This window comes from Mucilaginibacter sp. SG564 (assembly GCF_013149275.1).
Lineage (GTDB): Bacteria > Bacteroidota > Bacteroidia > Sphingobacteriales > Sphingobacteriaceae > Mucilaginibacter.
Genome location: NZ_JABGNA010000008.1, coordinates 204,231 through 228,883, shown reverse-complemented (window position 1 = coordinate 228,883; position 24,653 = coordinate 204,231). Strand labels below are relative to the sequence as shown.

Below are 24,653 nucleotides of genomic sequence, written 5' to 3'. Positions count from 1 at the left end.
TATGTTAGGTAAACGTAAGGTAATTGGAGCATGCTTGAAAATAACCTCGGTGCCTCTATTTCGAAAAAAGTAAAATAAATTTGGATATCTACGAAATATTCGTAGATTTACGAAACAATCGTAAAAACAATGGAAAAATTATCGCAGCAAGAGGAAGAGGCCATGCAGGCGGTGTGGCAGTGCGGCCCCGGTTTTATAAAAGATTTTCTGGATCAGCTGGCAGAACCCAAGCCTCCTTATACCACCCTGGCATCAACGATCAAGAACCTGGAACGCAAAGGCTTTTTAACAAGTGAAAAGATGGGTAATTCGCTCCGCTATATTCCTGCTATTAAGGAAGAGGAATATAAAAAACGCTTCATGAGTGGTTTTGTGAGCGATTACTTTCAAAATTCATACAAAGACCTGGTTACCTTTTTCGCCAACGAAAAAAAGATAAGCGCCAGCGATTTGCAGGAGATCATTAAACTAATTGAAAAACAATAAAACCTAATACCATGCCAGCATTGTTTGTTTTTTTACTCAAAGTAAATACTGCTCTCTTGCTATTTTGCGCCGGCTATTACCTGGTGCTCAGGCCACTTACTTTTTATACGCTTAACCGTATTTATCTGCTTGCAGCCATCGTTTTTGCCAGTGTTTACCCATGGCTAAACTTTTCGGCATTTATACAACGGCACGAGGAACTGGTAAAACCGGTACAAAAGGTGGTTATCAACTGGCAGGCACCTGTACAAAATCTGGTAAAGCCCTTAAGCCAACCCGATTACTGGCGCTGGGCCGAGGTTATTTTCTGGTTAGGCGCTTATATACTGGCCCTTAAACTGGTAGTGCAATTATTTTCGCTATACAGATTATATAAAAGCTCCAAACCGGCCACTATTAACAACCACCAGGTGCGAATTATGGATAAAGACGCAGCACCTTTTTCTTTCTGGCAAAGCATTTTTGTAAATCCTTCAAAACATGAACCCTCAGATCTGAAAGCCATATTGTTACATGAACAGATACACGTGAACCAGTGGCATACCGCTGATATATTACTGGCCGAAATAAGCAGTATTTTCTATTGGTTTAACCCAGGCATATGGCTCATGAAAAAGGCCATCCGAGAAAACATAGAATTTATAACCGACCGCAAGATATTGAATCAGGGTATCGACAGTAAAACTTACCAGTATAGCCTGGTTTCGGTAAGTTTTAATAACCGGCAACCCGGTATAGTGAACCATTTTAATATATCAACCATCAAAAAACGCATTATCATGATGAACGCTAAAAGATCTTCAAAAATAAACCTCACCCGGTATGCCTTCCTGGTACCCGCGGTGATTACTTTGCTGCTGGTATTCAGTATATCAAAAGCCGATTTTGCCAAACCAATCAGGATAAAACTGGTTAACGTGGTTAAACCGCTTCAAAATATGGTTACTGTTGCAGCCTTACCCAGCCCTGTGGGTAAGATTTTGTTCCCTAAACCAAAAAAGGTTAGCCGCCAGGCAGCTAAAACTATGCTGGTTGTAAAACCGGATACCATCAAAAAAGTACTCGTTATCAGAGATAAAAACACCAGGGACTCTGTAGTTTATTATATCAATGGTGTAAAAGGCAGCCTAAAAAATGTAGACCCGGATAATATATCAAACGTTACTGTTTTAAAAGGCGACCGTGTAAGTGACTTGCCTCCATTTGTTAACCCGGATGATGTAAAAAATGCAGGTGTAGTGGTGGTTGTTACCAAAGATTCGCCCGAAGGAAAGGTATACTTGAAAAAATCAGATAATACATCTAATTCTGGTACGGTTTTATTAAGAGGCTCCTTAAATTATAAGCCACTTCATAAAAATTCATCTGCATCTACTGTAAAGGCCTATCCTCCAGCCTCAGCTACTACAAGCACTAGTGTAAGTGTTGCCCAGTTTGCAACTACTGTTGATACTGCTATAAAGGCAAACGTAAAAAACAATACAAAGGCCCACATTATAAGGGTTTCATCCTCTTCGAGCGTATCAGTAGATGGTAAAAACACCTCTTCTCAAAACATTTCCGTAGATAATGACAAAGGCATGCATATCGCTTTTGATAAGGATAAAACACCGCTGGTTATTATAGATGGAAAAGAAGTGCCAGCCGCTGATATAAATAAAATAACCCCTAATGCAATTGAAAGCATGACTGTTAGTAACGACGAAAGCACCCTAAAAAAATACGGTAACAAGGCAAAAAATGGGGTTGTACAGATTGCAACTAAAAAGAATACTGAATAAAGATTGTCTGAAAGGCTATTATACCTAAGGACTTTCACAGAGGAATCCAGAGGCAAAAAGTGGGTTTACATAAAACCCCATTAAACGGTAAAAAATAAAACATAAACGCCTAATTATCAACAATATAATACAGTGTAAACCATAAAAAAGTGTAAACCATGTAAACCCACTTTTGGGGTAAAATAATGGTTTGCATGTCAAAATTTGTTATACCAACTAACTGGCTTCGGCCAGTTTTTCTGTTTCCAGGAGGGTAAGCAAGGCCTTTTCGGCCTGGTTAAGTTCGGTGGCTTTTTCATCCTTAGCTTCATCAAGGCCGCTTATGTATTTAAACAGGGTACCATCCTCATAGCTTTTGATCACCGAGGGATGCACGTAATACTTTTTACAAACCGAACGGGTATTACCCAAAGTAACAGCCACTTCGTCAATTACGCTGATTATTTTTTTACGGCACTCGGTTACATTAGCAAATTCACCAGCTGCTTTAAACGCGTATAAGGCGCTTACACTGCCTGCCCAGGTACGGAAGTCCTTGGCTGTAAAATCTTCGCCGGTAATTTCTTTGAGGTAATTATTAATATCGCCAGAGTCGATACTGTGTCGTTCGCCTGCTTCATCATAGTACTGAAAAAGCTCTTTTCCCGGAATATCGCGGCACTGCTTGATCAGTCGGGCCAATTTTCGACTTTGCAGGCTTATTTTGTGCTGAATACCCTTTTTGCCTTTAAACTCAAACCGGATAGTTGCCCCTTCAATTTTAATATGCCGGTTTTGCAGCGTGGTTAATCCAAAAGAGCCGTATAGTTTTTGATAGGATTCATTTCCTACCCTGATGCTGGTCAGTTCCATCAGGCGTACGACAAGGGCCAGTACTTTCTCATGACCAAGGTTATGCCGGGCTAGGTCCTTATCCACTTGCTCACGTATCACAGGCAAATAAGAAGCGAAAGCCTGTAGCCGATGATATTTGGATTGATTGCGTATCTGGTTCCAGCCCGGGTGGTAACGGTATTGTTTCCGCCCGGCAGCGTCGATCCCGGTAAACTGCAAATGACCATTTTCATAGGGCGATATCCAAACGTTGGTATAAGCCGGAGGGATCACCAGATGGGTAAACCTGTTTATCAGTTCCTTATCTTTTACCAGTTTGCCCTCGGCATCGTAAAAACTCCAGCCTTTTCCCGATCGTTTACGGGTATAACCCGGTGATGAATCTGATACATACCTTAAACCAACAGCCCTCGCGCTGACCTTAGGGTCGCGACCAATTTTTTCCAGTTTTCGCAGCAATCGGTTCATAATGATAAACAACAAAGGCTTTATAATTAAGTTTTGCAATGGTTAGTAACGACTTAGGTACACAAGCCAACTTTTACTTAATAATGATGTTTACATTTTATAAACTTTGGTATTGTAACTAATTTCACATCAAACAAAAAACCACCAACTTATGAAATACAATTTTTTAGGCAACACCGGTTTGCTGGTTTCTGAGCTTTGCTTTGGCACTATGACCTTTGGCGGTACGGGTTTGTACGAAGCCATTGGTAAGGCTCAGCAAAAAGAGGTTAATGAGATCATGAAAACGGTTGTTGACTCGGGTATCAACTTTATTGATACCGCCAATGTATATTCCTTTGGCGAGTCCGAATCGCTGCTCGGCCAATCTATCAAAGACGTGGGGCTCGATCGCAACCAGTTGGTTATTGCCACCAAAGTACGCGCTTTTTTAAACCAGGGACAAAACAGCGGGGGCCTATCCCGGTACCATATATTTCAATCGGTTGATGCCAGCCTAAAACGGCTTCAGCTTGATCATATCGACATATTGTATGTGCACGGTGTGGATTATCATACCCCGGTTGAAGAGATCATGCGCTCATTAAACGATATTGTTTTAAGTGGTAAGGTACGTTATGTAGCCGTATGCAACTGGCCCGGCTGGATGGTGATGAAAGCCATGGGTATTGCCGAGAACAATAGCTGGAACAAATTTGTGGGTATGCAGTGCTTTTACTCATTGGCAGGCAGGGATATTGAAAGGGAGATATTACCGGTTGCCATTGATCAAAACATGGGTATGATGCCCTGGAGCCCGCTGGCCGGCGGCTTTTTATCGGGCAAGTTTACCCGGGATAATCAAAATGCCGAAGGATCACGCAGGGCAACCTTTGACTTTCCACCGATAGATAAAGAAAAAGCCTATAATATAATCGATGTCATTATAGAGATAGGCAAACAGCATAATGTATCGGCAGCGCAGATAGCCCTGGCCTGGGTGCGCCTGCAAAAAGGTATCACCAGTACTATCATTGGTGCAAAAAATAATGATCAATTGCTGGATAATATCAAATCGACCGAAATTACATTATCTGACGATGACCTGAAAAAAATTGATGAGGTAAGCGCACTCCCGGTTGAATACCCAGGCTGGATCATTGATTATCAGCACCGCTTCAGATAGGCAGGTGAGTTAATGAGTTGTGAGTAGCGAGTTTTGAGGGCCATTACACAGCTTAACAAAAAAGGGAAGCCATGATGTAGCTTCCCTTTTTTGTGTTAGATAGTAAAATTATAAGCCAAATCCATAAGCTATGCGTAAGGCAAATATGCCCAGGTGATCTTCTTTATGAGTTAAGTAATCATAATGAATACCAAAATCCCAATGTTTAGTGGCATAACCTAAGTTAGGCGACAGATCTAAACGATGAGGGCCCCAGTCCGGACCTTCCAATTTCTCAAAGGCAACACCAATTTCGCCGCCTACATATATATTGGGCAGAAAAAACTCTTTAACACCCGCTTTTATAGGTATCTCACCATAGCTTTGATATCTTTTGTCCTGTCCGGGTATTTTTTTCGGAAAGAAGTGATAGCCCCCGGTAGTAAAGGTGATAGCCAGATCGTTAGTAACACCGTACTGCAGGCGTGCGGTTCCGCCAAGACTAAAGTTTGTACCCAGTTTGGCAACTCCAGTCGGCAGACCCGATTCAATACCTAAGCTTAAAACAAAGTCTTTGGCTGGGGTAGTTTGTGCTTTTACGTTGGTTGCAAAAAACAAAATAGTTGCCATAAAAGCTACACCTATTAGTTTTGATAGTTTTTTCATTTGTAATGATTTTTAGTAAACAATATTTATATACATTACTATCTCATTTACAAATAGGTTGCCTCATTCCTAATTTATTTTTTCAAATAAGGCAAAAAGAACCTCACAAAGGAAATTTTCGCCATAGGCAACCTATTACCAAAACCCTTCGTATTTTTTGTAACGATCATCATTTAACAGAGGTTATATATCAAACCAAAAAAGTACTGACATGAAAAAAACTATCTATCCCGCGCTAATTATATTATTCATTAGCGTTTCGGCTTTTATTGCGGCAACAACCTGGAAAGTAAAGGATCCTTATGAAATAAAATTTTCTAACGGTAAGATACACGGAGAGTTTCAAGGCTTAAAAGCCAATATTCAGTTTGATAAAGCGCATCCTGAAGACGCGAAGATTTCGGCAACTATCGATGCCACTACTTTAAGCACTGGCTTTTTTATTAAAACCAGTCATTCTAAAGACGCTATCGATGTTGACCATTATCCTACTATCAGCTTTACATCAACTGCCGTGAGCAAAACCAGTGCAGGTTATGATGCCAATGGCAAGCTTACCCTAAAAGGTGTTACCAAACCTATTACCATTCATTTTACGTTTGACGACAAAGGGAATGAAGGTATTTTTAAAGGCGATTTTAAAGTGATCACCAAAGATTTCGGCATTACCAAAAACGGCTCGCCCGATTACCTGGATATTGCCTTGAGCGTTCCGGTAACCAAATAAGATATTCATGAACTTTGAGTTATGAGGGGGAAAGTGTGTTAATAACTCAAAAAGAAGGCCCGGAGCTTAAAACTCCGGGCTTTTGATTTTACATAGTTCTTATAAACTCTTTAACACTTTAATAACGTGTTCTACCTGCTCTGGGTGAAAATCCAGGTGAGTTACAAAGCGGATACGGTGTTTATCCGTGTCGATGGCTTTGATACCATGTATAGCCAGTTTGGCCAATACGGAAGTTGCAGGCTCAACGGTATCAAAAAGCACAATATTGGTTTCCACAGGCAATACATTGCTTACCCAGGATAATTTGCTTAGTTCTTCGCCTAAAATAGCGGCATGGGCATGATCAATTTTCAATCGCTCTACATGATGATCCAACGCGTAGATACCTGCGGCTGCTAAAAAACCTGCCTGGCGCCATCCGCCACCCAAAACTTTACGGATACGACGTGCGTATTTAATGGTTGCCGCATCGGCCAGTAAAACCGAGCCTACAGGCGCACCCAGTCCTTTTGACAAACAAACAGATATCCCGTTAAAGTATTTGCCGTAATCAACTGCTTTATCGCCGGTATGTGTCAAAGCATTAAATATACGTGCGCCATCGAGGTGCAATTTTAAGTCTTTTGTTTGACATAGTTCGGCGATAGGCGCAATATCGGCCAGTGTATAACAGCTGCCACCACCCTTATTTACTGTATTTTCCAATACCACTAAGCTGGTATGCGGGTAATGGATATTTTCGGCATTGATCTCAGGTGCTATCATCTCGGCGGTGATAATACCCCGGTAACCATTTAACAAACGAGTAGATACACCCGAATTGAAAGCGATACCCCCGCCCTCATAACGGTAAACATGCGCGGTTTGGTCGGCTATCAGCTCATCCAGGGGCTGTGTAAAGCATTTAATAGCTATTTGGTTGGTCATAGTGCCCGAGGGGCAAAACAAGCCTGCTTCCATCCCAAAAATGGCTGCGGCTTTATTTTCCAGTTCGGCAACGGTTTCGTCTTCGCCAAAAACATCATCGCCTACTTTGGCGCTCCACATGGCTTCGAGCATTCCGGGTGTCGGTTTGGTAACCGTATCGCTGCGTAAATCAACAGTTAATTGCATGGTAATTTTTAATTCCTATTTTAGATATTCAAATCTAAATCATATAGGTACAATTTTACTATTATTGTGTATTTTATGTGTTACAGGTACACAGCAATCATATTAAATTTCACAAAATCACGTTCTTCGTTTTTAAACTCATTATGCGCACAACTATACTTCTTTCATTGATCGTATTGAGCTTCACATCGGCACAGGCTCAAAAATGGCAGCCCGGTACTTTTACTGATGTAAAAGGCAACCGCGAAACCGGCTTTATCAGGCTTAACCCTCCCGGGAAAGGACCTATAAAAGATGAAGGCTTTATTGAATTTAAAGAAACCGAAAAGAACAATCCCTATAAATTAAGCGCCAGTGATTTGCGGTCATTCATCGTAGCTAAAGATAGCTTTGTAGTGGCCCATGCCCCTCAAAATGGCGCCTGGGGCAAAGAGGAGACCGATTTTGTAAAAGTAGTGATAGACGAACCTACCAAACTCTATGTAGCAGAGGGTGGCAAAGGCAGCGGCGGTGGAAGCGGCTTCGGCATTTCACCGGGTGTTGGTCTGGGTTATGGCACCGGTGGCTATGGCGGTGGCGTAGGCGGTGGTATTGGGATATCACTTGGTGGCGGGCGTGGCCGTAAAGGTGGTAAAACAGTTTATTATTATGGCACCAATACTGCCGAAATGAAACAATTGACCGACGAGAATTTTGAGGACATCATGACCGACATTATGGGCGATGACCCCGATGTGGTTGAAAAAATACATGCTCACCAATATGGCTTAAAAAATATAGATAAGCTGCTGAAGTATTATAACGAAACAAGGCTTAAAAGTGCCGCGCCCTAAATAAGAAGCGTCAGGCCGAATTTATTTCGGCATCCCACACGTTAAGCTGCGTCATATATGATTTAATATCCTAATGAGATGCTGAAACGAGTTCAGCATGACAGTGCTTTTTCCTAATCTATCTTGATGCCCTTATAATATTCTGCATTCTTATAATCTTTCCGGAGCGGGAAACCCTCCCAGTCATCGGGCAGCAATATCCGGCGCAGATCGGGGTGGCCTTCAAAAAATATACCCAACAGATCATAGGCCTCGCGCTCATGCCAGTCGGCGGTACGGTATACGGTGGTTATGCTTTTAAATTCGGGCAATTCGGCGCTTTCCCTGTTGTGTGGTTTGCTCACTTTAAGTGTGAGCTGTGTTTTATAGGGTATTGATGCCAAATGGTAAACCACACCGTAACGATTATCCTCATCATTGTAATGCACACCACTCAGGCTCGACAAAAAATCGAAATAAGTTTTATCGTTATTGCGCAGCTCCAGGCATACAGCCGTAATATCATCAGGTTTGATCAACAAGGCAGGCTGCAGCCCGCCTGTTTCTTCGCCTGTAATTACAGTTTCGCCAAATTTTTGAATAAGCAATTGCTTAATATCGTTAAACATCATGGTGCCAAACGTACTTTTTTCCAGCTTTTTTTATCAACTTTTTTATACAGGATCCGATCGTGTAAACGGCTTGAACGTCCCTGCCAAAACTCAACCAGTTGCGGGTTCAGGATATAGCCACCCCAAAATGATGGTTTGGGCACTTCCTTACCTTCATATTCTGCTTCCAGCTCGCTCCATTTTTTTTCCAGACCTTCACGACCTTCGATCTCCTGGCTTTGCGGCGAAGCTACAGCCCCTATCTGGCTGCCTTTTGGGCGCGAATGGAAATATCTTTCGGAATCTTCCTTGCTCAATTTTTCTATCGTACCCTCAATACGTACCTGGCGTTCCAGTTCGCCCCAAAAAAAAGTAATAGCTCCCTGTGGGTTCTTGGTGATCTCTTTGCCTTTACGACTTAAGTAATTGGTATAGAATATAAAACCATGCTGGTTAAACCCTTTTAATAATAAAATACGAGCTGATGGCTTTCCGTTGGTGGTAGCTGTTGCCAGCGTCATGGCATTGGGTTCATGCAATTTTGCGGCTAAAGCTTCGTTAAACCATTGTTCGAACTGATTTATTGGGTCGCCCTTGGTATCATTTTCGGATAATGTAGCGGCAGTATAATCCTGCCTTAAATTTTGTATTTCCTGCTGATTCATTGTATGCAAACTTACAAATTAGTATCAAGTAGTTAGTATCAAGTATCAAGACAGTTTTTAAAAGTAACATTTATAATATAAAAGCATCTTAATACTAACACCTTGATACCGAAAGCGGGTACAGAAATTTTAATTTAATAATTGAACATATTTTTATTATGCTTGTTGTACTTTTTAAAAACTGAACCTTATGTTAAGTCCTATACCTGCCGCCGCGGGGCGTCTGCTTATTTCGGAGCCTTTTATGATGGATCCGAATTTTAAAAGATCGGTTATTTTACTGACGGAATACTCTGCTGAAGGTGCTATGGGGTTTATTTTAAACCATCACAGTGAATATATGCTGGGCGATGTATTACCTGATGTTTCTTACTCAGAAATGCCGGTTTATGACGGCGGACCGGTAGCCAAAAACACTTTACATTTTATGCATTGCTGCCCCGAAAAAATAGAAGGTGGTATTGAAATAGCCGAAGGGGTGTTTTGGGGCGGAGATTTTGAACAGGCAAAGGAATTAATATCCAACTACCAACTGACAGAAAACGAGATCAAATTTTTTGCAGGATACTCCGGCTGGACCTCACAACAATTGGAAGAAGAAATACTACAGGACAGCTGGATAGTAGCCGAAAAGTTCAAATCAGAAACATTATTTTCCAATGACGAGCAAAACCTATGGAAAGAGGTTGTTATAGGCCTGGGCCAACGTTATGCCCACATAGCCAATTTCCCGGAGAACCCGGCTTTGAATTGAGCTTTTAGATGAGGTTTTACGTTGGACGTGTTACGTTATATGTATAAAAAACGTATAACGTAACACGTAAAACATATAACGTTCACTATCCTTCCATTTCCTTAGCAGAATCTTCTACTTTTTTCTTAAGATCTTCTTTAAAGTTGATGAGGTTTTTAACCAGGTATTCATCAGCCGTAGATAATATCTGCGCGGCAAGGATACCGGCGTTTTTTGCCGCGTTAAGGGCCACAGTAGCCACAGGGATGCCATTTGGCATTTGCAATATAGATAGTATCGAGTCCCAGCCATCAATAGAGTTGCTTGATTTTACGGGCACGCCGATTACCGGCAGATGCGTTAACGATGCAACCATACCTGGCAAATGCGCGGCACCACCGGCGCCGGCAATAATCACCTTAATACCCCTATCAGCTGCAGCACGGGCATAACTGAACATCCTGTCGGGCGTACGGTGTGCCGATACTACGGTGATCTCATAATCAACACCTAATTCTTTTAAAACATCAGCGGCATCCTGCATTACGTTTAAATCCGATTTGCTGCCCATAATGATGGCTACTTTTGGTTCTTTCTCTAAGTTCATAGTTGATGGTTCATGGTTCATGGCAAAAAATCGTCAGATTGAATTTCGGAGTGCTGTGATCATTTTTACCAATACCTCATATTCATTATATAGTACGTTAAAATCCTCTTCTTTCAGATAGGCTCTTCTTCTTGCGATAAATAAACAACTAACAACTTCTATCGCAGATCTTAGTGAGTAGCCTAAAAATACTTTAAAAACAGCTTTGCTTTGCCCTGTTGAGCCTTCGGCAATATTTAGCACTACCGAATCAGCGGCCCTTTTTATCTGGGATATTAGGATATATATTTCTTCTTTGGGAAAGGTTTTAGTCAACTGGTTGATTTGTTCATCTAAGTCCATGGCCTTCTGCCACACCTGGAGATCTTCAAACCTAAATGCCATTTATCTTTTATTTATTGAATATCTAAATAACCTGTTCTACTATGAACTATGATCCATGAACTATGAACCAAAACCTAACTAATCACCTTCAACGTCTGCTGCACTAATCTTGCTTTTTCGATGGCTTTTTTCCGATCGGCATCAACAATGGTTACGTGACCCATTTTGCGGAATGGCTTGGTTAAGGCTTTTCCGTATAAGTGTACATATACACCCGGAATTTTCAATATTTTTTCGATGCCCTGGTATATGGCCGGACCTTCATAACCTACTTCACCTAAAATATTCACCATAATGGCATTGTTGAGGCAGGCTGTATCGCCCAGTGGCTGGTTAAATATGGCCCTTAAATGCTGTTCAAACTGCGAAACCACATTGCCTTCAATAGTTTGGTGGCCGCTGTTGTGTGGTCGTGGAGCCAGCTCATTCACCAGTATTTTACCATGCTTATCTAAAAACATTTCTACCGCCAGTATACCTACAATTTTAAGACTCTCAGCAATCTTTTTGGCTACCTGTTCAGCTCGTTCCAGTATTTCGAATGGTAAGGTTGATGGCGATATCAGGAACTCAACCAGGTTGGCCTGTGGGTTAAACTCCATCTCCACTAAGGGGAATGTGCTTATGTCGCCATTCTCATTCCGGGCTACAATTACGGCTATTTCCTTTTCAAAATCGATCCATTTCTCGATCAGGCTGGGTTCTTTAAACGCGCCTGATAAGTAGCTTTCGTCGGCTACTTTATAAACACCTTTACCATCGTAACCGTCTTTACGCAGCTTTTGAATGTACGGGAATGGTATAAAGCTTTGCTGTAATTGCTGTGGCGATGATATGATCTGGAAATCGGCCGTAGGGATACCGTTTTCTTTAAAGAATTGCTTTTGCAAACCCTTATCCTGTATCAGCCGGATAATCCGCGACTGCGGATAAACCATCACGCCCTCTTTTTCTAATTGTTCCAAAGCGTCAACATTCACCTTTTCTATTTCGATGGTGATCATGTCTACATTTTTACCAAAATTGTAAACAGTTTCATAATCGCTCAGAGAGCCTATAGTAAACTCATCACAGAGTTTACGACAAGGCGCTTCCCGGTCGGGATCAAGAACTTTTATGGTAACATTATAATTTATGGCCTGTTGTATCAGCATACGACCAAGCTGGCCGCCGCCCAGGATACCTAATTTTAAATCTCCGTAGAATGCTTTCATGTTGAAGATGCAAGTTTACCTGAAATCTTTCAAAAAGCCATAAAATGCTTAAAACATCTATAGCAAACTACCGCTTTTTAACCAGCAAATAATAAAACACAGCGTGTACAACCAGGAATATGCCACCTGTTATGAGGTAAACCATTCTGCCGGCAGGAGTCATTTTCATGCTCAGGGCGGTAATAATAAACACTACCGATCCGCCAAAATACAGCAGAAAACGTACAATGCGGTTATTCCAGTATTGTGGGTTAACCAGGAACATGGCAGGCAGGGTCATTACAAAAATGATGATATTTAAAAAGGTGACATTCTCCATGATCTTAGGTAATGTCTTGGTATAGTCGTCGCTCTTTTGCTCTATATTGTAATAAACGCATACGGCAGCTATAGACAGGATAACTGAGAATAAGAAGACCCTGAAAAGTTGTTTAGGAATTGTTTTCATCTTGATATCAAATATAATAAATAAGCCCGGTTATGCGCCGGTATTATGGCTGCAAAGAAACGCATATGCGCCCGAAAAGCTTTAATCCTATTGTCACAAATTGGGATACAGTAAGCCTTATGTCCCCCGAATACCCCAAAAACAGCTACCTTAGCGCCGTTTTTACATATAAATACACGTTCTATGAAAACCAAAATAGCAGTAGCCAACGGCGATGGGATAGGTCCCGAGATAATGCAGGCCGTACTTAAAGTTTTTGAGGCCAATGATGTACCATTGGAGTATGAATTTGTGGAGATGGGTAAGTCGTATTTTGATGCGGGGCACTCTACCGGCATGACAGCTAAGGCAAAAGAAACCATTGAAACCCTGGGCCTATTGTTCAAAGGCCCTATGGAAACCCCAAAAGGTAAGGGCGTAAAAAGCATCAACGTAACCGCCCGTAAAGTTTGGAATACCTATGCCAACCAGCGCGATTTCAGGACTTTAAATGGTGTTGATACCGTTTTCTCCAAAGCAGGTATCCCGATCAACCTTACCATCATCCGCGAAAACATTGAGGATACCTATGGCGGCATTGAGCATTTGCTGACTTACGACGTTGCTGTTGGTCGCCGTATTATTACCCGCCCGGGCTCGGCGCAGGTGATCCGCTATGCTTTTGAAATGGCCAAACGCAAAGGCTTAAAAAAACTAGCCTGCGGCCATAAAGCCAATATCATGAAGCTTACTGATGGTCTTTTCCTGGAAACTTTTCAGCAGATAGCCAAGGAATATCCTGAAATTGAGGCATCAGACATTATCGTGGACGACCTGTGCATGAAGTTGGTAACCCGCCCGGAAACGTTCGAGGCCATTGTTTTAACCAATTTACAAGGCGATATCGTATCAGACCTTTGCGCTGGTTTAGTAGGTGGATTGGGCTTCGCGCCATCAGCCAACATTGGCGATAATATATCCATATTTGAGGCCGTACACGGTACCGCTCCCGATATCGCGGGCAAAGGCATAGCTAATCCTACCGCTCTATTGCTGTCGGGTATTTCGATGTTACGCTTTTTAGGTTTCTCCAAAAACGCGGCGGCCATAGAAAATGCGCTGCTGTATACCCTGGAGCAAGGCGTACATACAGGTGATTTTGGCAACAGGTCCATCCCAGCATCCAATACCAATGCCTTTACCGATGCTATTATTGCCAATATAGGCCAGGTACCGGCCAACGGCGGTGTTTTTTCAAATCCCGATTTTGAGGCCCGCGTGAGCCATCTGCAACCCATAAAAAACAAGCTTACCGTTACCAAAAACATCAAAGAAGAGATGATTGGTGTAGATGTGTTTGTGGAAGCACGGGTACAACCCAATGAGCTTGCCGAAATGGCCAAAAAGGTACTGACCGACAATTTTGAACTGGTGATGATATCCAATCGTGGCACCCAGGTTTGGCCTACAGGCTCCATTTATACCGAGCTGGTGAACGAGTACCGCGTACGTTTTGAAAAGAAGGCCGGTAAAGAGATCACCCAGAAAGAACTGCTGCACATAGCGGCCGATTTTTCGGAATTGGCCAAAGTTTGCTCTGTAGAATTCCTGATGAACTTTGATGGTAAAATTGGTTACACGTTGGCACAGGGTCAATAAGTATCTGCTTTACATCAATATAAAATGAGCCTGTGACTGATCACGGGCTTTTTTATGCCATTTAACTAATAAGGTATATCAACCAAAAATTGATAAAAAGTGGGTTTACATGGGTTTACACTTTTTAAGGTCAACATTAATTCAATTAATTGATAATCAGATAATTAAATTCTATTTTGCCAGATTTTCTCAAAAAAGTGTAAACCGTGTTTTTGGGGTAAAAAGGCTGTCATGCTGAGCGTCGTCGAAGCATGGTGGCCAGGCCTCTGCGCCCTACCCTTCGACGGAGCTCAGGGTGACAGTTCACCTTTTTGAACATTTTCATCCATTCTCTTACATCATAGGGCATTTCATCATGGGGAGGGGTTTCTTTGCGCGATGATAATCCTGTTTCATAAACCCCTTCCTCCCCTTCCCGCACTATTATTTAAGTTAAGGAATTTTTCAAAACCCATCGGGGTTAAAGCTTTGTAGAAAAAGTCGATTCCCTTGCAGTGCCGTAGGTACCGTACTCAGGTTGCATACCTACAGCATGCTAAATGATGGTTGTTTGCTTTCTACAAAGCTTTTACTCCTATGGAGTATCTTAAATAATGGCATTACCCTTCCCCCGACGGAAGGAATCGCACGGGGCCGGGGCTTTTTTGGAGGGCTGTCATGCTGAGCCCCGTCGAAGCATGGTGGGCAGGCCTCTACGCCCTACCCTTCGACGGAGCTCGGGGTGACAGCCCTCCTTTTGAACATTTTCATCCATTCGCTTATATCATAGGGCATTTCATCATGGAAAGGGGTTTCTACCCGCGATGACTGATCTATCCCATAAACCCCTTCCTCTCCCGCACTATTATTTAGGTTAAGGGACCTTGCAAACCCCATCGGGGTTAAAGCTTTGTAGAAAAAGTCGATTCCCTTGCAGTGCCGTAGGTACTGTACTCAGGTTGCATACCTACGGCATGCTAAACGATTTTTGTTTATTTGCTACAAAGCTTTTACTCCTATGGAGCATCTTTAATTAATGGCATTATTCCTTCCCGAGGGAAGGAAGCGCACAAGGCTTTGGTTTTTTGATCGGCTGCCGTGCTGAGCTCCGTCGCAGCATGGTGGGCAGATCCTAATAAACCGTGTAATTCGCCCCCATTTGTGTAATTCGTACAATTTTTACTTCCCTCTTTCTTAGCGGTTTATACATGAATTTTAATTATTTAAAAACCATTCATTGTAATTATAAGTTATAAATCTACATAAATCGAAATGAACTATTAATTTAAACGATAATTTATAAGAGAAACTGCTACTCATTTACATGCTAATTACTAACAAAAACAAAAGAAAGATGAACATGAAAAAGTCAGTTTTAATTGCTATTGCATCACTTACTATCGGTTTTTTATCAACCAATGCAATTGCCCAAACACAGCAACAAGACACAACTAAACGCGATACAACTAACAAAACCGCTCCTGCCTCAACTGCTGCTCCTTCCGCAGCATCGGGCGATGTGGTTGGTGTGCTTTCCAGCTCTACCGCTTTTGCTCCAATGGCTCTGGCCATTAAGAATGCCGATTTGGAAGCTACCTTAAAAGCTGCCGGACCATTTACCGTTTTTGCACCAAACGATGTGGCCTTCAGTAAAGTACCCAAACCAACTATGGACGATCTGATGAAGGATCATGCCAAGCTGGCCAAAGTTTTAAAATATCACGTAATAGCCGGTAAATACACCAAAACCGATATCATTAAAGCGCTTAATGCCGGTAAAGGCAAGGCTGTTTTAAAAACTATCGACGGTGATGCCATAACCCTATCGGTTAACGATAAGAGTAACCTGCAACTCACAGATGCCAAGGGAGGTACCGCGGTTGTAGTATCATTTGATGCATTGGCCAGTAACGGTGTTATACACGGTCTCGATGCAGTGTTGTTACCTCAGTAAAAAGTTCGTTTTGTTTAATTCTAAATCCAAAAGAGTCTCGGTATGCAGGTACCAGACTCTTTTTTTTTTGATTATTTTTTAGATAGAGCAGCAAACTTACCTTGCTTCAGGTGCCTGTCTGCTATAAGGGCTATGGGCAAGCCCAGGCAAATGATCAGGATGGCTATACCGGTTACCAAAACAGGTAATTTAACAACCGGAAAGGCCTTTTGCGTAACCGGTATAACGCCCAGGTTCATGATGATCCAGGCGGTAAAGCCGTACAAACATGCAATGAGGTAGGCGTTCCTGAGCCCTTTTTTAAAGAAAGGGTACAACAGATAAAACGCGCTGGTAAACAAAATAGCGATCAGGTAATGAAATACCACGCCGGCAACCACCATTTCGGCCCCGCCTTTAAAAGCAGCCTTGCCAAAGGCGGCGCTGGCTATAAATTTAAAAATTATGGCAGGCTGTATTTTGTAGTTCAATAACAGGGCTGCTAAACCATCAAGCGTGCCGGTTATTAACCCAATACCCAAAATATTGAGCACAATGTTATTTATACGAGGTATAGTAGCTTTTTCTTTTTGCATCAGGAAATTTGATTTGGCTAATTTATGTTTTTTATAAAGTTACGATATGAACATTATTAATTTATTTTTTGCGTTTAAGTAAATTTTTGTAACAGATGCTTATTTTTATGGCAATGAATAATAGCACCTGCCTTATTGAGGTTCCGGCTTTGCTGAGTAAAAAAACGAGCAGGATACTGACGTTTAAAACAGAAAGCCTGATCATCGAAAAACCCACAGGTATAAAACCGCCCGATTTTATACCCGCAGCTACCATTGCAGGTTTCCGGTATGGTGTTAGTTGGGTGCGCGGCTATGCATTTACCATTGGCAGACAGTACTTTATTGAAATTCAAACCGATCAGCAAAAAGTCATCAGCATCAAATTGGGCAGTTATTACAGCATCCGTAAAAAGCTGTATGACCAGCTCTGGTCAGAGATCATTCATCAGTTGTGGCGCTATTACTTTGTAAACCAGTACAATTACTATTATGATCTGTACAAGATAAACCAGGCTTTTGAACTTTGCGGCATTTATTTTCATCCCAATGGTATTGGCTGGGATGCGCTCAACATTTTGCAATGGAACGAGGTAGGTATTAGCAGCTACTACAATTATTTCATGATCTACAATCGTAAAAACAAAAAACAATACAAAAGCCGCAGTTTTGCCAAAGACTGGAACGCCGTGGTGCTGCAAGCTGTTTTGAAAGAGATAGTCGACGAGAAAAAAGTAGTGTTCTAATTGTTAATTTCTTACCTTCTCAACACTTTTTAAACCTCGGGTTTTAACAAATTTCTATTCAAAATTGAGTCAAAAACAGCTTAAAGTCCTTCCAATAATTTTCATTTTACCGCTTTTAACAAATTTCAATACGGTTTCGGCAGGTTTTAAAAAGTTTAAAAAGTATTATTTATCGGCTATCAAACACCTACATACCAAACGGTCGGTTTTTTTTTCGTTTAATAAAACAGCCGGGGCGCTGTTAAAAGGTGCCCGGGCTGCTGATATAACTATACGAAATTTCTGGTGGAGTGTTGATGACTCCGATAAAATATTGTCATGCTGAGTGGAACGAAGCATCTGTTTGTGCATTATGTATGCTAACTGAAGAAGATCCTTCGTTACTCAGGATAACAAAAATGGTGCTAAAAGCTCCCAACTAACTTACCCTTCCAAAATCATAACTTCATCGGGGATGATCGATTTGCCGCCTTCGGCTTTCTTTTTGGTAAGATTATCAACCCTGCGCATTAAAAGGATAGCGATGATGGAGATCGCGACAATGACATAGCCTACTATGTTATAATGTTGCAGCGGGGCGCCTTTGCCCGGCTGCGTTACAATCATGCCCGCAACCGCGGCGGCAACACCACCCGCAATTTGCTGTAACGAGGAGTTGATGCTCATGAAGGCGCCACGATCGGCCATATCGGGTATGGCGCTGGTTAAGGCCGATGATGGTATCATCCTGCTCATTACGCCCATCATCATTAATATATTGTAAAAAATAACCAACGGAAACGCGGTAACTCCCAAATTGGTATACAATACACACATCAGCATCATCCACACGGTAGCCATTGTAAATATTTTAAACTTGCTCATCTTATCGCTTAGCTTACCCACCACTGGCATGATCACCAATGCGCTCAGGCCCGATATCATAAACAGGATAGGCAATTGTCCGTTGGTTAGTCCCAGGTTATTGATAGCAAAAGCGCTGCCGAAAGGCATCATCATAAAGCCACCTATAGACAGCAAGGCTGTAGCCGCAAAGCCTACACGATAATTGCTTTTGGTAACCGTGTGTAACAAATGTTTAAAAGCCGTTTTTTCGGTTTTTATGAGTAAATGCGCTACCACGGGTTTCATTTTAATGGCTATTAAGGCTGCAATGCTGATGCTTAACAGGGCTACCATCCAAAATGGAGCTTCCCAACCCCAGGCGTTGGCTAAATAAAGACCGATAGGCACGCCAAGAACCTGGCTTGCGCCAAAGCCCATCTGTACAAAACCCATCACCCGTCCGCGTTGTTGCAGGGCAAACAGATCGGTAATAATAGCCATGGATATAGAGCCTATAACCCCGCCAAACAGGCCGGTAATGATACGCGCGGCAACCAGCACGGCATATGATTGCGCCAAACCGCAAAAAACAGTACCGGTAATAAAGCCCAGGTAAAAGAACAGCAGCAGCTTTTTACGATCAAACTTATCGGCAAAGCCAGCGGTTAGCAAGCCTGATATACCCGCGCTAAAGGCATAAGCAGATACTGCGATACCAAAGGCCGAAGGTTTCAGGTTAAGCGATTTCATCAATATATCGCCCAGCGGCGACATTACCATAAAATCAAGTATCACGGTAAACTGGGTGATAGCCAGCAGAAATATAATGAGTTTTTGGTAACCTGTAAAAGCTACCGGTTGTTGATTATCCATAATGTACTTTAAGTTAGTTCACAGCATTGATAGCCATGATGATTTATAATTTCAATAATTTGTGTATGCGACAATGTTTCTGATATGATGCGCAATACATAGTCGCTATCCTCCATGTCGATATTCCAGCATTGTACCGCAGGATGCTTATCCAGTAGTGTATGCAGCAGCTGCTTACCTTTATGGCTGCTGATGTTGGTTTTAAACAGCAGGATATGATTAAAATTTAAAGCTGTTTCCATCAGTTTTATTTTTTTAAGGATTTCACAACCAGGTCAAACGCCCGCCAGAGTACCTCGTCGGTCATTTTAAAGGGCTTGCCACCAAGGCTTTTCCCCTCCATATCAAAGCGGATAAGGTTATATAAAGTACCGAACGCTATTGACCAATACACCTCAAAAGGCATGGTTTCTATTTCGCCACGCTCTGTAATATTGTGCATAAACCTGGTCATGGCGCTGATGAAGCCGGGCATAAAGCCCGAAAGAAACTCTTCCTGGTAACTTGAACTGCGCAGCTGATCAAAAAACTGGTTCATCTTAGGCTTTTCCCTGGCGTAACGGTAACGGTTTTCCCATTGTTTACGCAAGCCCTGTTCAAAAGGCTCTTCCGGATCAAAGTCTCTGATAAAAAATTCTTCCATCACCCTCAGCTCCTCCATAGCCACTTTCATGATCAAATCGTCGCGGTCTTTATAATATATATAGGGCGTACCTACCGAAATTTTACAAGCCCTGGCCAGTTTATTCATACTAAAGCCTTCTAAACCATCCTTGATGATGAGCTCGATAGCTTTTTGCTTTACCAATTCTTCCTTGTCTGTATTCCTTGATCGCATAACGATACAAAGATAAATAAATATTCATTCATTTATAATGATGTTTTATTTATGTGACTATTTTGACAATTAGAAAGCATACGTTTTTGCTCCTGACGGGAGATTCCGGGAGTGGTAGCTCATGATTAGACTCAGGAGAAGTTCTACGCGGGATGATCATCCTATTCCATAAACCTCTTCCTCCCCTTCCCAAGGGAAGGAATCGCACAAGGCCTTGCTCTTTGAATCCTCAAGTGTGGGAGTTCTTAACCTTTGTCGAAAAACACTATGGTCAATTTACCATAAGGTAACATTACCGCTTTACTTTTAAGTGTAAGTATGGACCACCATTTAAAACAAAAACCATGAAAAATTTAAAATTGAAAGCATTAGACCTGGGTGCCAGCGAAGTGCTGAACAGAGCTCAATTGAAAAAACTGACAGGCGGTGCCAGCGGCCCAACCTGCAGCATTAACCAGGGTGGCTGCAATACCAGCATTACCTGTGCCGGCGGCGAAATATGCCGTTGTACCGAAAACCCATGCTGGTGCGGCTGCAGGGGTTAAGCTAAGGTTCCCAGACTATTTTTCCCCTCCTCTCTGGCTCTCGCTGAGAGGAGGGAGCTTAGACAGAAGCAGAAACCCCTTCCTACCCTTCCCCAAGGAAGGAATCGCACGAGCCAGAGCTTTTTTAGATCGTGTTTTCCAGTTCCCTCCCTTGGGAGGGGTGCGGTTGGTTTGCGCGATGGCAGGGAGGGGTTTATACGTGCGGCAGATTAACCAATTTATTAAACTCCGCAGTCGCTCGGCTCCAGCCGAGTGACGACTATTTGCAGGCCTTTGACCTGCTAAACAAATATAATCTTGCTTTTTACAGCGGCCGGAGGCCGGGTAATAATCGTCACTCGGCTGGAGCCAAGCGACTGCGGGAATTTTTAATTAAATTTCTTCATAAAATGCAAATACAGTAAAATCGTGCTTTTCATTTTCACTGTACTCATTCACTAATTTAATTTTTAAATAAACCAGCAGATCCGGGATGTGTGTCTGGCTATTAGTTTCTATATCATCTAATAACTCCAGCTCCAATTCTGAAGGAGGAGAGGTGTAATAAGCCGTTAAATGGATCTGGTGCATATCCAAATCGACATCAAGATATATACGCCTTAAATTTTCAGTTATCTTATGTGATAGAAACCTGAGAACTGTCCGGTACAATTCAAATTTTTTCTCTTCTTGTGTCATATTGTATTTTGTCCCCTGCTGGATTTTACCCATCAATATAACAACCGTCATCATCATATCTATCCCAATTAACCGATGGCTTTATACTTTTGATGATATCATACTCGAATATAATATCAAAGTCCTCGGGATTTTCGTAATTACAATGCGGGCAAATATTATTTTCCAGGGCTCCATTACATATAACCCGGGGTAAGTTGGGCTTGCCCCTATCGTAATATGGTTCTGCTCTTTTAATTTTGTCACCAAGTTTATACTCATATTGCCAAACCTCACCAAATTTAAACTGTACACGGTACATCATTACACCACCGCAATTGTTACAATTTGCCTGAATAGTCAATATGTTAAATGCGCCCATAGCCTGTTAAAAAACATTTAAAGCTTTATTAACTCTTTTATATATGAATAGCTTTCTGCGGTCCGTTTTAACTTATCTCCAATATCGCAAATCAGCAGATAAGTTGCCTCAGTTATCTCGATATCATATTCGTGCATTTGTATGAGGATATGATCAAAACACAAGCCTGTTTCATTGTATTCAAGAAACTCTTTCGCGATTATGATAGCTTGATTATTTAGTCCGGATTCTTCGGCTACATCCAGTAATGCTTGTAATTTTTTTTTAAGCTTGTTCACAAACCACTTCATTCTGCTTACCCTCTCACCCAATGTTCCTGCTCAATTTTCTTTTGCAGTTCAAGGATGGAGCCGATGAGGGCCTCGGGGCGGGGTGGGCAGCCTTGCACGTATACATCCACAGGGATCACTCTGTCCACGCCTTTTACAACATGGTAGCCATGCTGCCAGTATGGACCGCCGCAATTGGAGCAGGAGCCCATCGAGATCACATATTTAGGGTCGGGCATTTGTTCGTACAGGCGTTTAATGCGCTCGGCCATTTTAAAGGTAACGGTACCGGCTATGATGATCACATCGGCCTGACGGGCTGATGGGCGCGGAAATACGCCAAAACGATCAAGGTCATACGTAGATGCCATCGACCCCATCATTTCAATAGCACAGCAGGCAATGCCAAAGCTCAGGGGCCACAGGGATGACAGGCGCGCCCAATTAAGCAGATCGTCCAGTTTGGTTACTACAACACCGCCGCTTTCACTTGTTATATCACTGCTCATTTCCTGGCTTTTTAAAGGTGGGTTTAAACATGGGTTTGCGGATAGGCGCGGCTTCGGCAGGTGCTTCGGCAACGGCTGCTTCGGCAGCTACAGGCTCATTACCCATGCTAAAGGGTTTCACCACAAATTTCCCTTGCTCCATATTTAATTGTTCGTATAAAGATGCGGGAATGGTGACATCGGTTACAGGTACTACGGGTTTGGCTTTTATCCATTCCAGGTCGCCTTTGCGCCAAACGTACACCAGGCCCAATATCAGGATGCCTAAAAACACAAACATTTCGGCCAGCGAAAACCATCCCCAGCGGGCATCCTGCGCGATGATTTCATGACTGCCAAATACCGTTGCCCAGGGAAAAATGAATACCATTTCTACATCAAACAGCAGGAATATGAGGGCAATCACATAAAAACGCGAATTGAAGGGCAGCCAGGCATTACCGGTGGGTTCTTCGCCGCATTCGTACGAGGTTAATTTTTCGTAATTCGGATTTTTTGGAGCAAGCAGGCGGTTAATAAAAAATATAACACATACCATAATTATTCCGGTAATCAGGAAGATGAGTATCTTGCCAAATTCTGATATTTGCGAAACATCGGTCATGACTACAAATTTAACAAAACAAACCCATTTTGATGCAATAATTATTGGCGGCGGCGCCTGCGGGCTCATGTGCGCCGTACAGGCGGGCTTTTTGGGAAAGCGCACGCTGATACTGGAAAAGGCCGATCGTGTGGGTGCCAAGATACTGATCAGCGGGGGCGGCCGCTGTAACTATACCAATTTGTATGCTACCGATCAGCAGTTTATATCGCAAAACCCGCATTTCTGCAAATCGGCATTTTCGCAGTGGACGGTGGAGGATACCATCAGCTTTTTTGAAGCTTATGGTATTGAAGGCAAGGAGAAAACACTGGGCCAGCTTTTCCCGGTGAGTGATAAGGCTAAAGATGTGGTACAGGTTTTTATTGATCTTTGTGCCGATATGGATCAGGAGATCTGGTGTGATGCCGAAGTAAAAATGGTGGAGAAAACTGCCGATGGCTTTACCGTTCGGGCCGAGGTTGATGGCCGGCAGGAATACATCAGTGCGCCCAGTGTGGTGATTGCGGCGGGTGGTTTGCCTATCCCCAAAATGGGCGCTACCGATTTTGGCTTGCGTACGGCCCGCAATTTCGACCTTAAAATTGTAGATACCGCCCCTGCCCTGGTTCCGCTCACTATTACCGGGAAAGATCAGCCCTGGTACGAACAGCTGAGCGGCAACAGTATTTTTTGCCGGGTTTGGAACGACAGGATCAGCTTTGAAGAAAATATACTGTTTACGCATTGGGGACTGAGCGGACCAGCCATCCTACAGATCTCCTCCTACTGGAAACCCGGCGAATACATCAACATCGACCTGCTCCCTAACCAAAACATTGCTGATCTGCTGCTGCAGGAAAAAGAAGCCAACGGCAAAAAAATGCTGCTGGCCTACCTGGCAGGCCTTTATACCCGCAAATTTGCCGAGGCCCTGAGCGATAAGCTGCCCGTGGAGAAAAACCTGGCCTCGCTCACCAAAACCGATATCGAAAACATCAGCGAGCTGATACACGAATTCAAAGTAAAACCTGCCGGTGACAAAGGGTACGACAAAGCCGAAGTAATGCGCGGTGGCGTATCCACCGACGAATTATCCTCCAAAACGCTGGAAGCGAAGAAAGTGCCCGGTCTGTTTTTCGGCGGCGAATGCGTGGATGTTACCGGCTGGCTGGGCGGCTACAATTTTCAATGGGCCTGGGCCAGCGGTTTTGTGATAGCGCAGAATCTGTAGGGTTGTCTGAATCAGAATTTCCAGAATTTTAGAATTAACAGAATTTTTCAGTTCCCTCCCCACGGGAGGGGTGCGATGGGTACGTGCAATGGCAGGGAGGGGTTTATGCGCGATGCAAATTTATATGGTGTAGAAACCCCTTCCTCCCCCTTTCCGAGGGAAGGAATCGCACCAGGCCCGGGCTTTTATTTTCAAGCCAAAAATACAAGCCATCCTCAACTTATTTCAGGATTCCACAGGACAGGTTGACCTTCAGGCTGTACACCTTGCATATGGGGTTCCGAAACAAGTTCGGCATGACTTGGGGAGGTAATCAGAAAATCTTTTAATCTCGAAAATCACGGTTCTGACAAATAACGTATAAGATCTCT

29 protein-coding genes are annotated in these 24,653 nt (G+C 42.7%); 11 read left to right on the top strand and 18 right to left on the bottom strand.

The window, feature by feature from the left end; all coding sequences use genetic code 11:
• Positions 1–129: 129 nt before the first annotated feature.
• Both FHW89_RS19585 and FHW89_RS19580 read left to right on the top strand, forming a co-directional pair.
• Positions 130–486 carry a BlaI/MecI/CopY family transcriptional regulator gene (locus FHW89_RS19585; protein WP_172336737.1) on the top strand — a complete coding sequence of 119 codons (357 nt, stop codon included), beginning with the start codon at positions 130–132 and terminating at the stop codon, positions 484–486.
• Between the two features lie 11 nt (positions 487–497).
• Positions 498–2,267 carry a M56 family metallopeptidase gene (locus FHW89_RS19580; RefSeq protein ID WP_172336736.1) on the top strand — a complete coding sequence of 590 codons (1,770 nt, stop codon included), beginning with the start codon at positions 498–500 and terminating at the stop codon, positions 2,265–2,267.
• Between the two features lie 216 nt (positions 2,268–2,483).
• Here the strand turns inward: FHW89_RS19580 and FHW89_RS19575 are convergent, their stop codons facing one another.
• Complete coding sequence (locus tag FHW89_RS19575; protein ID WP_172336735.1) at positions 2,484–3,569, bottom strand: DNA topoisomerase IB; 1,086 nt, start codon at positions 3,567–3,569, stop codon at positions 2,484–2,486.
• Positions 3,570–3,720: 151 nt separating this feature from the next.
• On the opposite strand from FHW89_RS19575, the gene FHW89_RS19570 reads away from it, so the two are divergent.
• Positions 3,721–4,734, top strand: a complete 1,014-nt coding sequence (locus tag FHW89_RS19570; protein WP_172336734.1) for an aldo/keto reductase — start codon at positions 3,721–3,723, stop codon at positions 4,732–4,734.
• Positions 4,735–4,842: 108 nt separating this feature from the next.
• On the opposite strand, the gene FHW89_RS19565 is transcribed toward FHW89_RS19570, so the two are convergent.
• Positions 4,843–5,379, bottom strand: coding sequence for a hypothetical protein (locus tag FHW89_RS19565; RefSeq protein WP_172336733.1), 537 nt, complete (start codon positions 5,377–5,379; stop codon positions 4,843–4,845).
• A gap of 211 nt (positions 5,380–5,590) precedes the next feature.
• Between FHW89_RS19565 and FHW89_RS19560 the strand changes: the two genes are divergently transcribed.
• A complete protein-coding gene (locus FHW89_RS19560) occupies positions 5,591–6,106 on the top strand; it encodes a YceI family protein (protein WP_172336732.1) in 516 nt (171 codons plus the stop codon).
• A 99-nt stretch (positions 6,107–6,205) separates the two neighbouring features.
• On the opposite strand, the gene FHW89_RS19555 is transcribed toward FHW89_RS19560, so the two are convergent.
• Entirely contained in the window at positions 6,206–7,222 is a 1,017-nt protein-coding gene (locus tag FHW89_RS19555) for a low specificity L-threonine aldolase (protein ID WP_172336731.1), read from the bottom strand.
• A 143-nt stretch (positions 7,223–7,365) separates the two neighbouring features.
• Between FHW89_RS19555 and FHW89_RS19550 the strand changes: the two genes are divergently transcribed.
• Positions 7,366–8,055 (top strand): hypothetical protein, encoded by a 690-nt coding sequence (locus FHW89_RS19550; protein ID WP_172336730.1) that lies wholly within the window; start codon positions 7,366–7,368, stop codon positions 8,053–8,055.
• Between the two features lie 113 nt (positions 8,056–8,168).
• Here the strand turns inward: FHW89_RS19550 and FHW89_RS19545 are convergent, their stop codons facing one another.
• Both FHW89_RS19545 and pdxH read right to left on the bottom strand, forming a co-directional pair.
• Positions 8,169–8,666 (bottom strand): NADH-quinone oxidoreductase subunit C, encoded by a 498-nt coding sequence (locus FHW89_RS19545; protein WP_172336729.1) that lies wholly within the window; start codon positions 8,664–8,666, stop codon positions 8,169–8,171.
• Positions 8,663–9,310, bottom strand: a complete 648-nt coding sequence (pdxH, locus tag FHW89_RS19540; protein ID WP_172336728.1) for a pyridoxamine 5'-phosphate oxidase — start codon at positions 9,308–9,310, stop codon at positions 8,663–8,665. Before pdxH ends, FHW89_RS19545 begins: the two co-directional genes overlap by 4 nt.
• 190 nt (positions 9,311–9,500) lie before the next feature.
• Between pdxH and FHW89_RS19535 the strand changes: the two genes are divergently transcribed.
• Positions 9,501–10,064 carry a YqgE/AlgH family protein gene (locus tag FHW89_RS19535; RefSeq protein ID WP_172336727.1) on the top strand — a complete coding sequence of 188 codons (564 nt, stop codon included), beginning with the start codon at positions 9,501–9,503 and terminating at the stop codon, positions 10,062–10,064.
• An 85-nt stretch (positions 10,065–10,149) separates the two neighbouring features.
• Here FHW89_RS19535 and purE read toward each other — a convergent pair whose 3' ends face one another.
• From purE to FHW89_RS19515, 4 genes are all read right to left on the bottom strand, one after another.
• The gene (gene purE / locus FHW89_RS19530) at positions 10,150–10,650 is read right to left on the bottom strand and encodes a 5-(carboxyamino)imidazole ribonucleotide mutase (RefSeq protein WP_172336726.1); all 501 of its coding nucleotides are present in this window, start codon (positions 10,648–10,650) and stop codon (positions 10,150–10,152) included.
• 33 nt (positions 10,651–10,683) lie between these two features.
• Positions 10,684–11,034, bottom strand: coding sequence for a four helix bundle protein (locus FHW89_RS19525; protein ID WP_172336725.1), 351 nt, complete (start codon positions 11,032–11,034; stop codon positions 10,684–10,686).
• 74 nt (positions 11,035–11,108) lie between these two features.
• Positions 11,109–12,248 (bottom strand): 5-(carboxyamino)imidazole ribonucleotide synthase, encoded by a 1,140-nt coding sequence (locus FHW89_RS19520; protein ID WP_172336724.1) that lies wholly within the window; start codon positions 12,246–12,248, stop codon positions 11,109–11,111.
• Positions 12,249–12,315: 67 nt separating this feature from the next.
• On the bottom strand, positions 12,316–12,696 hold the full coding sequence (locus tag FHW89_RS19515; RefSeq protein ID WP_172336723.1) for a hypothetical protein: 381 nt from the start codon (positions 12,694–12,696) through the stop codon (positions 12,316–12,318).
• A 183-nt stretch (positions 12,697–12,879) separates the two neighbouring features.
• Between FHW89_RS19515 and FHW89_RS19510 the strand changes: the two genes are divergently transcribed.
• Positions 12,880–14,334 (top strand): NADP-dependent isocitrate dehydrogenase, encoded by a 1,455-nt coding sequence (locus tag FHW89_RS19510; RefSeq protein WP_172336722.1) that lies wholly within the window; start codon positions 12,880–12,882, stop codon positions 14,332–14,334.
• Between the two features lie 1,339 nt (positions 14,335–15,673).
• Positions 15,674–16,267 carry a fasciclin domain-containing protein gene (locus tag FHW89_RS19505; protein WP_172336721.1) on the top strand — a complete coding sequence of 198 codons (594 nt, stop codon included), beginning with the start codon at positions 15,674–15,676 and terminating at the stop codon, positions 16,265–16,267.
• A gap of 71 nt (positions 16,268–16,338) precedes the next feature.
• On the opposite strand, the gene FHW89_RS19500 is transcribed toward FHW89_RS19505, so the two are convergent.
• Entirely contained in the window at positions 16,339–16,842 is a 504-nt protein-coding gene (locus FHW89_RS19500) for a DUF1440 domain-containing protein (protein WP_172336720.1), read from the bottom strand.
• Positions 16,843–16,949: 107 nt separating this feature from the next.
• Between FHW89_RS19500 and FHW89_RS19495 the strand changes: the two genes are divergently transcribed.
• Positions 16,950–17,567, top strand: coding sequence for a hypothetical protein (locus FHW89_RS19495; protein ID WP_172336719.1), 618 nt, complete (start codon positions 16,950–16,952; stop codon positions 17,565–17,567).
• A gap of 423 nt (positions 17,568–17,990) precedes the next feature.
• On the opposite strand, the gene FHW89_RS19490 is transcribed toward FHW89_RS19495, so the two are convergent.
• Genes FHW89_RS19490 through FHW89_RS19480 form a run of 3 tightly spaced genes read right to left on the bottom strand, consistent with a single transcriptional unit; the run spans position 17,991 to position 20,103 of the window.
• On the bottom strand, positions 17,991–19,265 hold the full coding sequence (locus FHW89_RS19490; RefSeq protein ID WP_172336718.1) for an MFS transporter: 1,275 nt from the start codon (positions 19,263–19,265) through the stop codon (positions 17,991–17,993).
• 8 nt (positions 19,266–19,273) lie between these two features.
• Positions 19,274–19,507 (bottom strand): hypothetical protein, encoded by a 234-nt coding sequence (locus tag FHW89_RS19485; RefSeq protein WP_172336717.1) that lies wholly within the window; start codon positions 19,505–19,507, stop codon positions 19,274–19,276.
• Positions 19,508–19,512: 5 nt separating this feature from the next.
• A complete protein-coding gene (locus FHW89_RS19480) occupies positions 19,513–20,103 on the bottom strand; it encodes a TetR/AcrR family transcriptional regulator (RefSeq protein WP_172336716.1) in 591 nt (196 codons plus the stop codon).
• Between the two features lie 344 nt (positions 20,104–20,447).
• On the opposite strand from FHW89_RS19480, the gene FHW89_RS19475 reads away from it, so the two are divergent.
• The gene (locus FHW89_RS19475; RefSeq protein WP_172336715.1) at positions 20,448–20,648 is read left to right on the top strand and encodes a hypothetical protein; all 201 of its coding nucleotides are present in this window, start codon (positions 20,448–20,450) and stop codon (positions 20,646–20,648) included.
• 372 nt (positions 20,649–21,020) lie between these two features.
• Here FHW89_RS19475 and FHW89_RS19470 read toward each other — a convergent pair whose 3' ends face one another.
• Genes FHW89_RS19470 through FHW89_RS19450 form a run of 5 tightly spaced genes read right to left on the bottom strand, consistent with a single transcriptional unit; the run spans position 21,021 to position 23,069 of the window.
• Positions 21,021–21,383: a hypothetical protein gene (locus FHW89_RS19470; RefSeq protein ID WP_172336714.1), complete on the bottom strand. Its 363-nt coding sequence runs from the start codon at positions 21,381–21,383 to the stop codon at positions 21,021–21,023.
• Positions 21,352–21,687 (bottom strand): hypothetical protein, encoded by a 336-nt coding sequence (locus FHW89_RS19465; RefSeq protein WP_172336713.1) that lies wholly within the window; start codon positions 21,685–21,687, stop codon positions 21,352–21,354. Before FHW89_RS19465 ends, FHW89_RS19470 begins: the two co-directional genes overlap by 32 nt.
• A gap of 17 nt (positions 21,688–21,704) precedes the next feature.
• Positions 21,705–21,965 carry a MafI family immunity protein gene (locus tag FHW89_RS19460; protein WP_172336712.1) on the bottom strand — a complete coding sequence of 87 codons (261 nt, stop codon included), beginning with the start codon at positions 21,963–21,965 and terminating at the stop codon, positions 21,705–21,707.
• A gap of 17 nt (positions 21,966–21,982) precedes the next feature.
• Positions 21,983–22,465, bottom strand: a complete 483-nt coding sequence (locus FHW89_RS19455) for an NADH-quinone oxidoreductase subunit B (protein ID WP_172336711.1) — start codon at positions 22,463–22,465, stop codon at positions 21,983–21,985.
• On the bottom strand, positions 22,455–23,069 hold the full coding sequence (locus FHW89_RS19450; RefSeq protein WP_172336710.1) for an NADH-quinone oxidoreductase subunit A: 615 nt from the start codon (positions 23,067–23,069) through the stop codon (positions 22,455–22,457). The genes FHW89_RS19455 and FHW89_RS19450 overlap by 11 nt, the downstream gene beginning before the upstream one ends.
• Between FHW89_RS19450 and FHW89_RS19445 the strand changes: the two genes are divergently transcribed.
• Positions 23,068–24,282, top strand: coding sequence for an NAD(P)/FAD-dependent oxidoreductase (locus FHW89_RS19445; protein ID WP_172336709.1), 1,215 nt, complete (start codon positions 23,068–23,070; stop codon positions 24,280–24,282). The two genes, FHW89_RS19450 and FHW89_RS19445, sit on opposite strands and share 2 nt — an antisense overlap.
• Positions 24,283–24,653 lie beyond the last annotated feature (371 nt).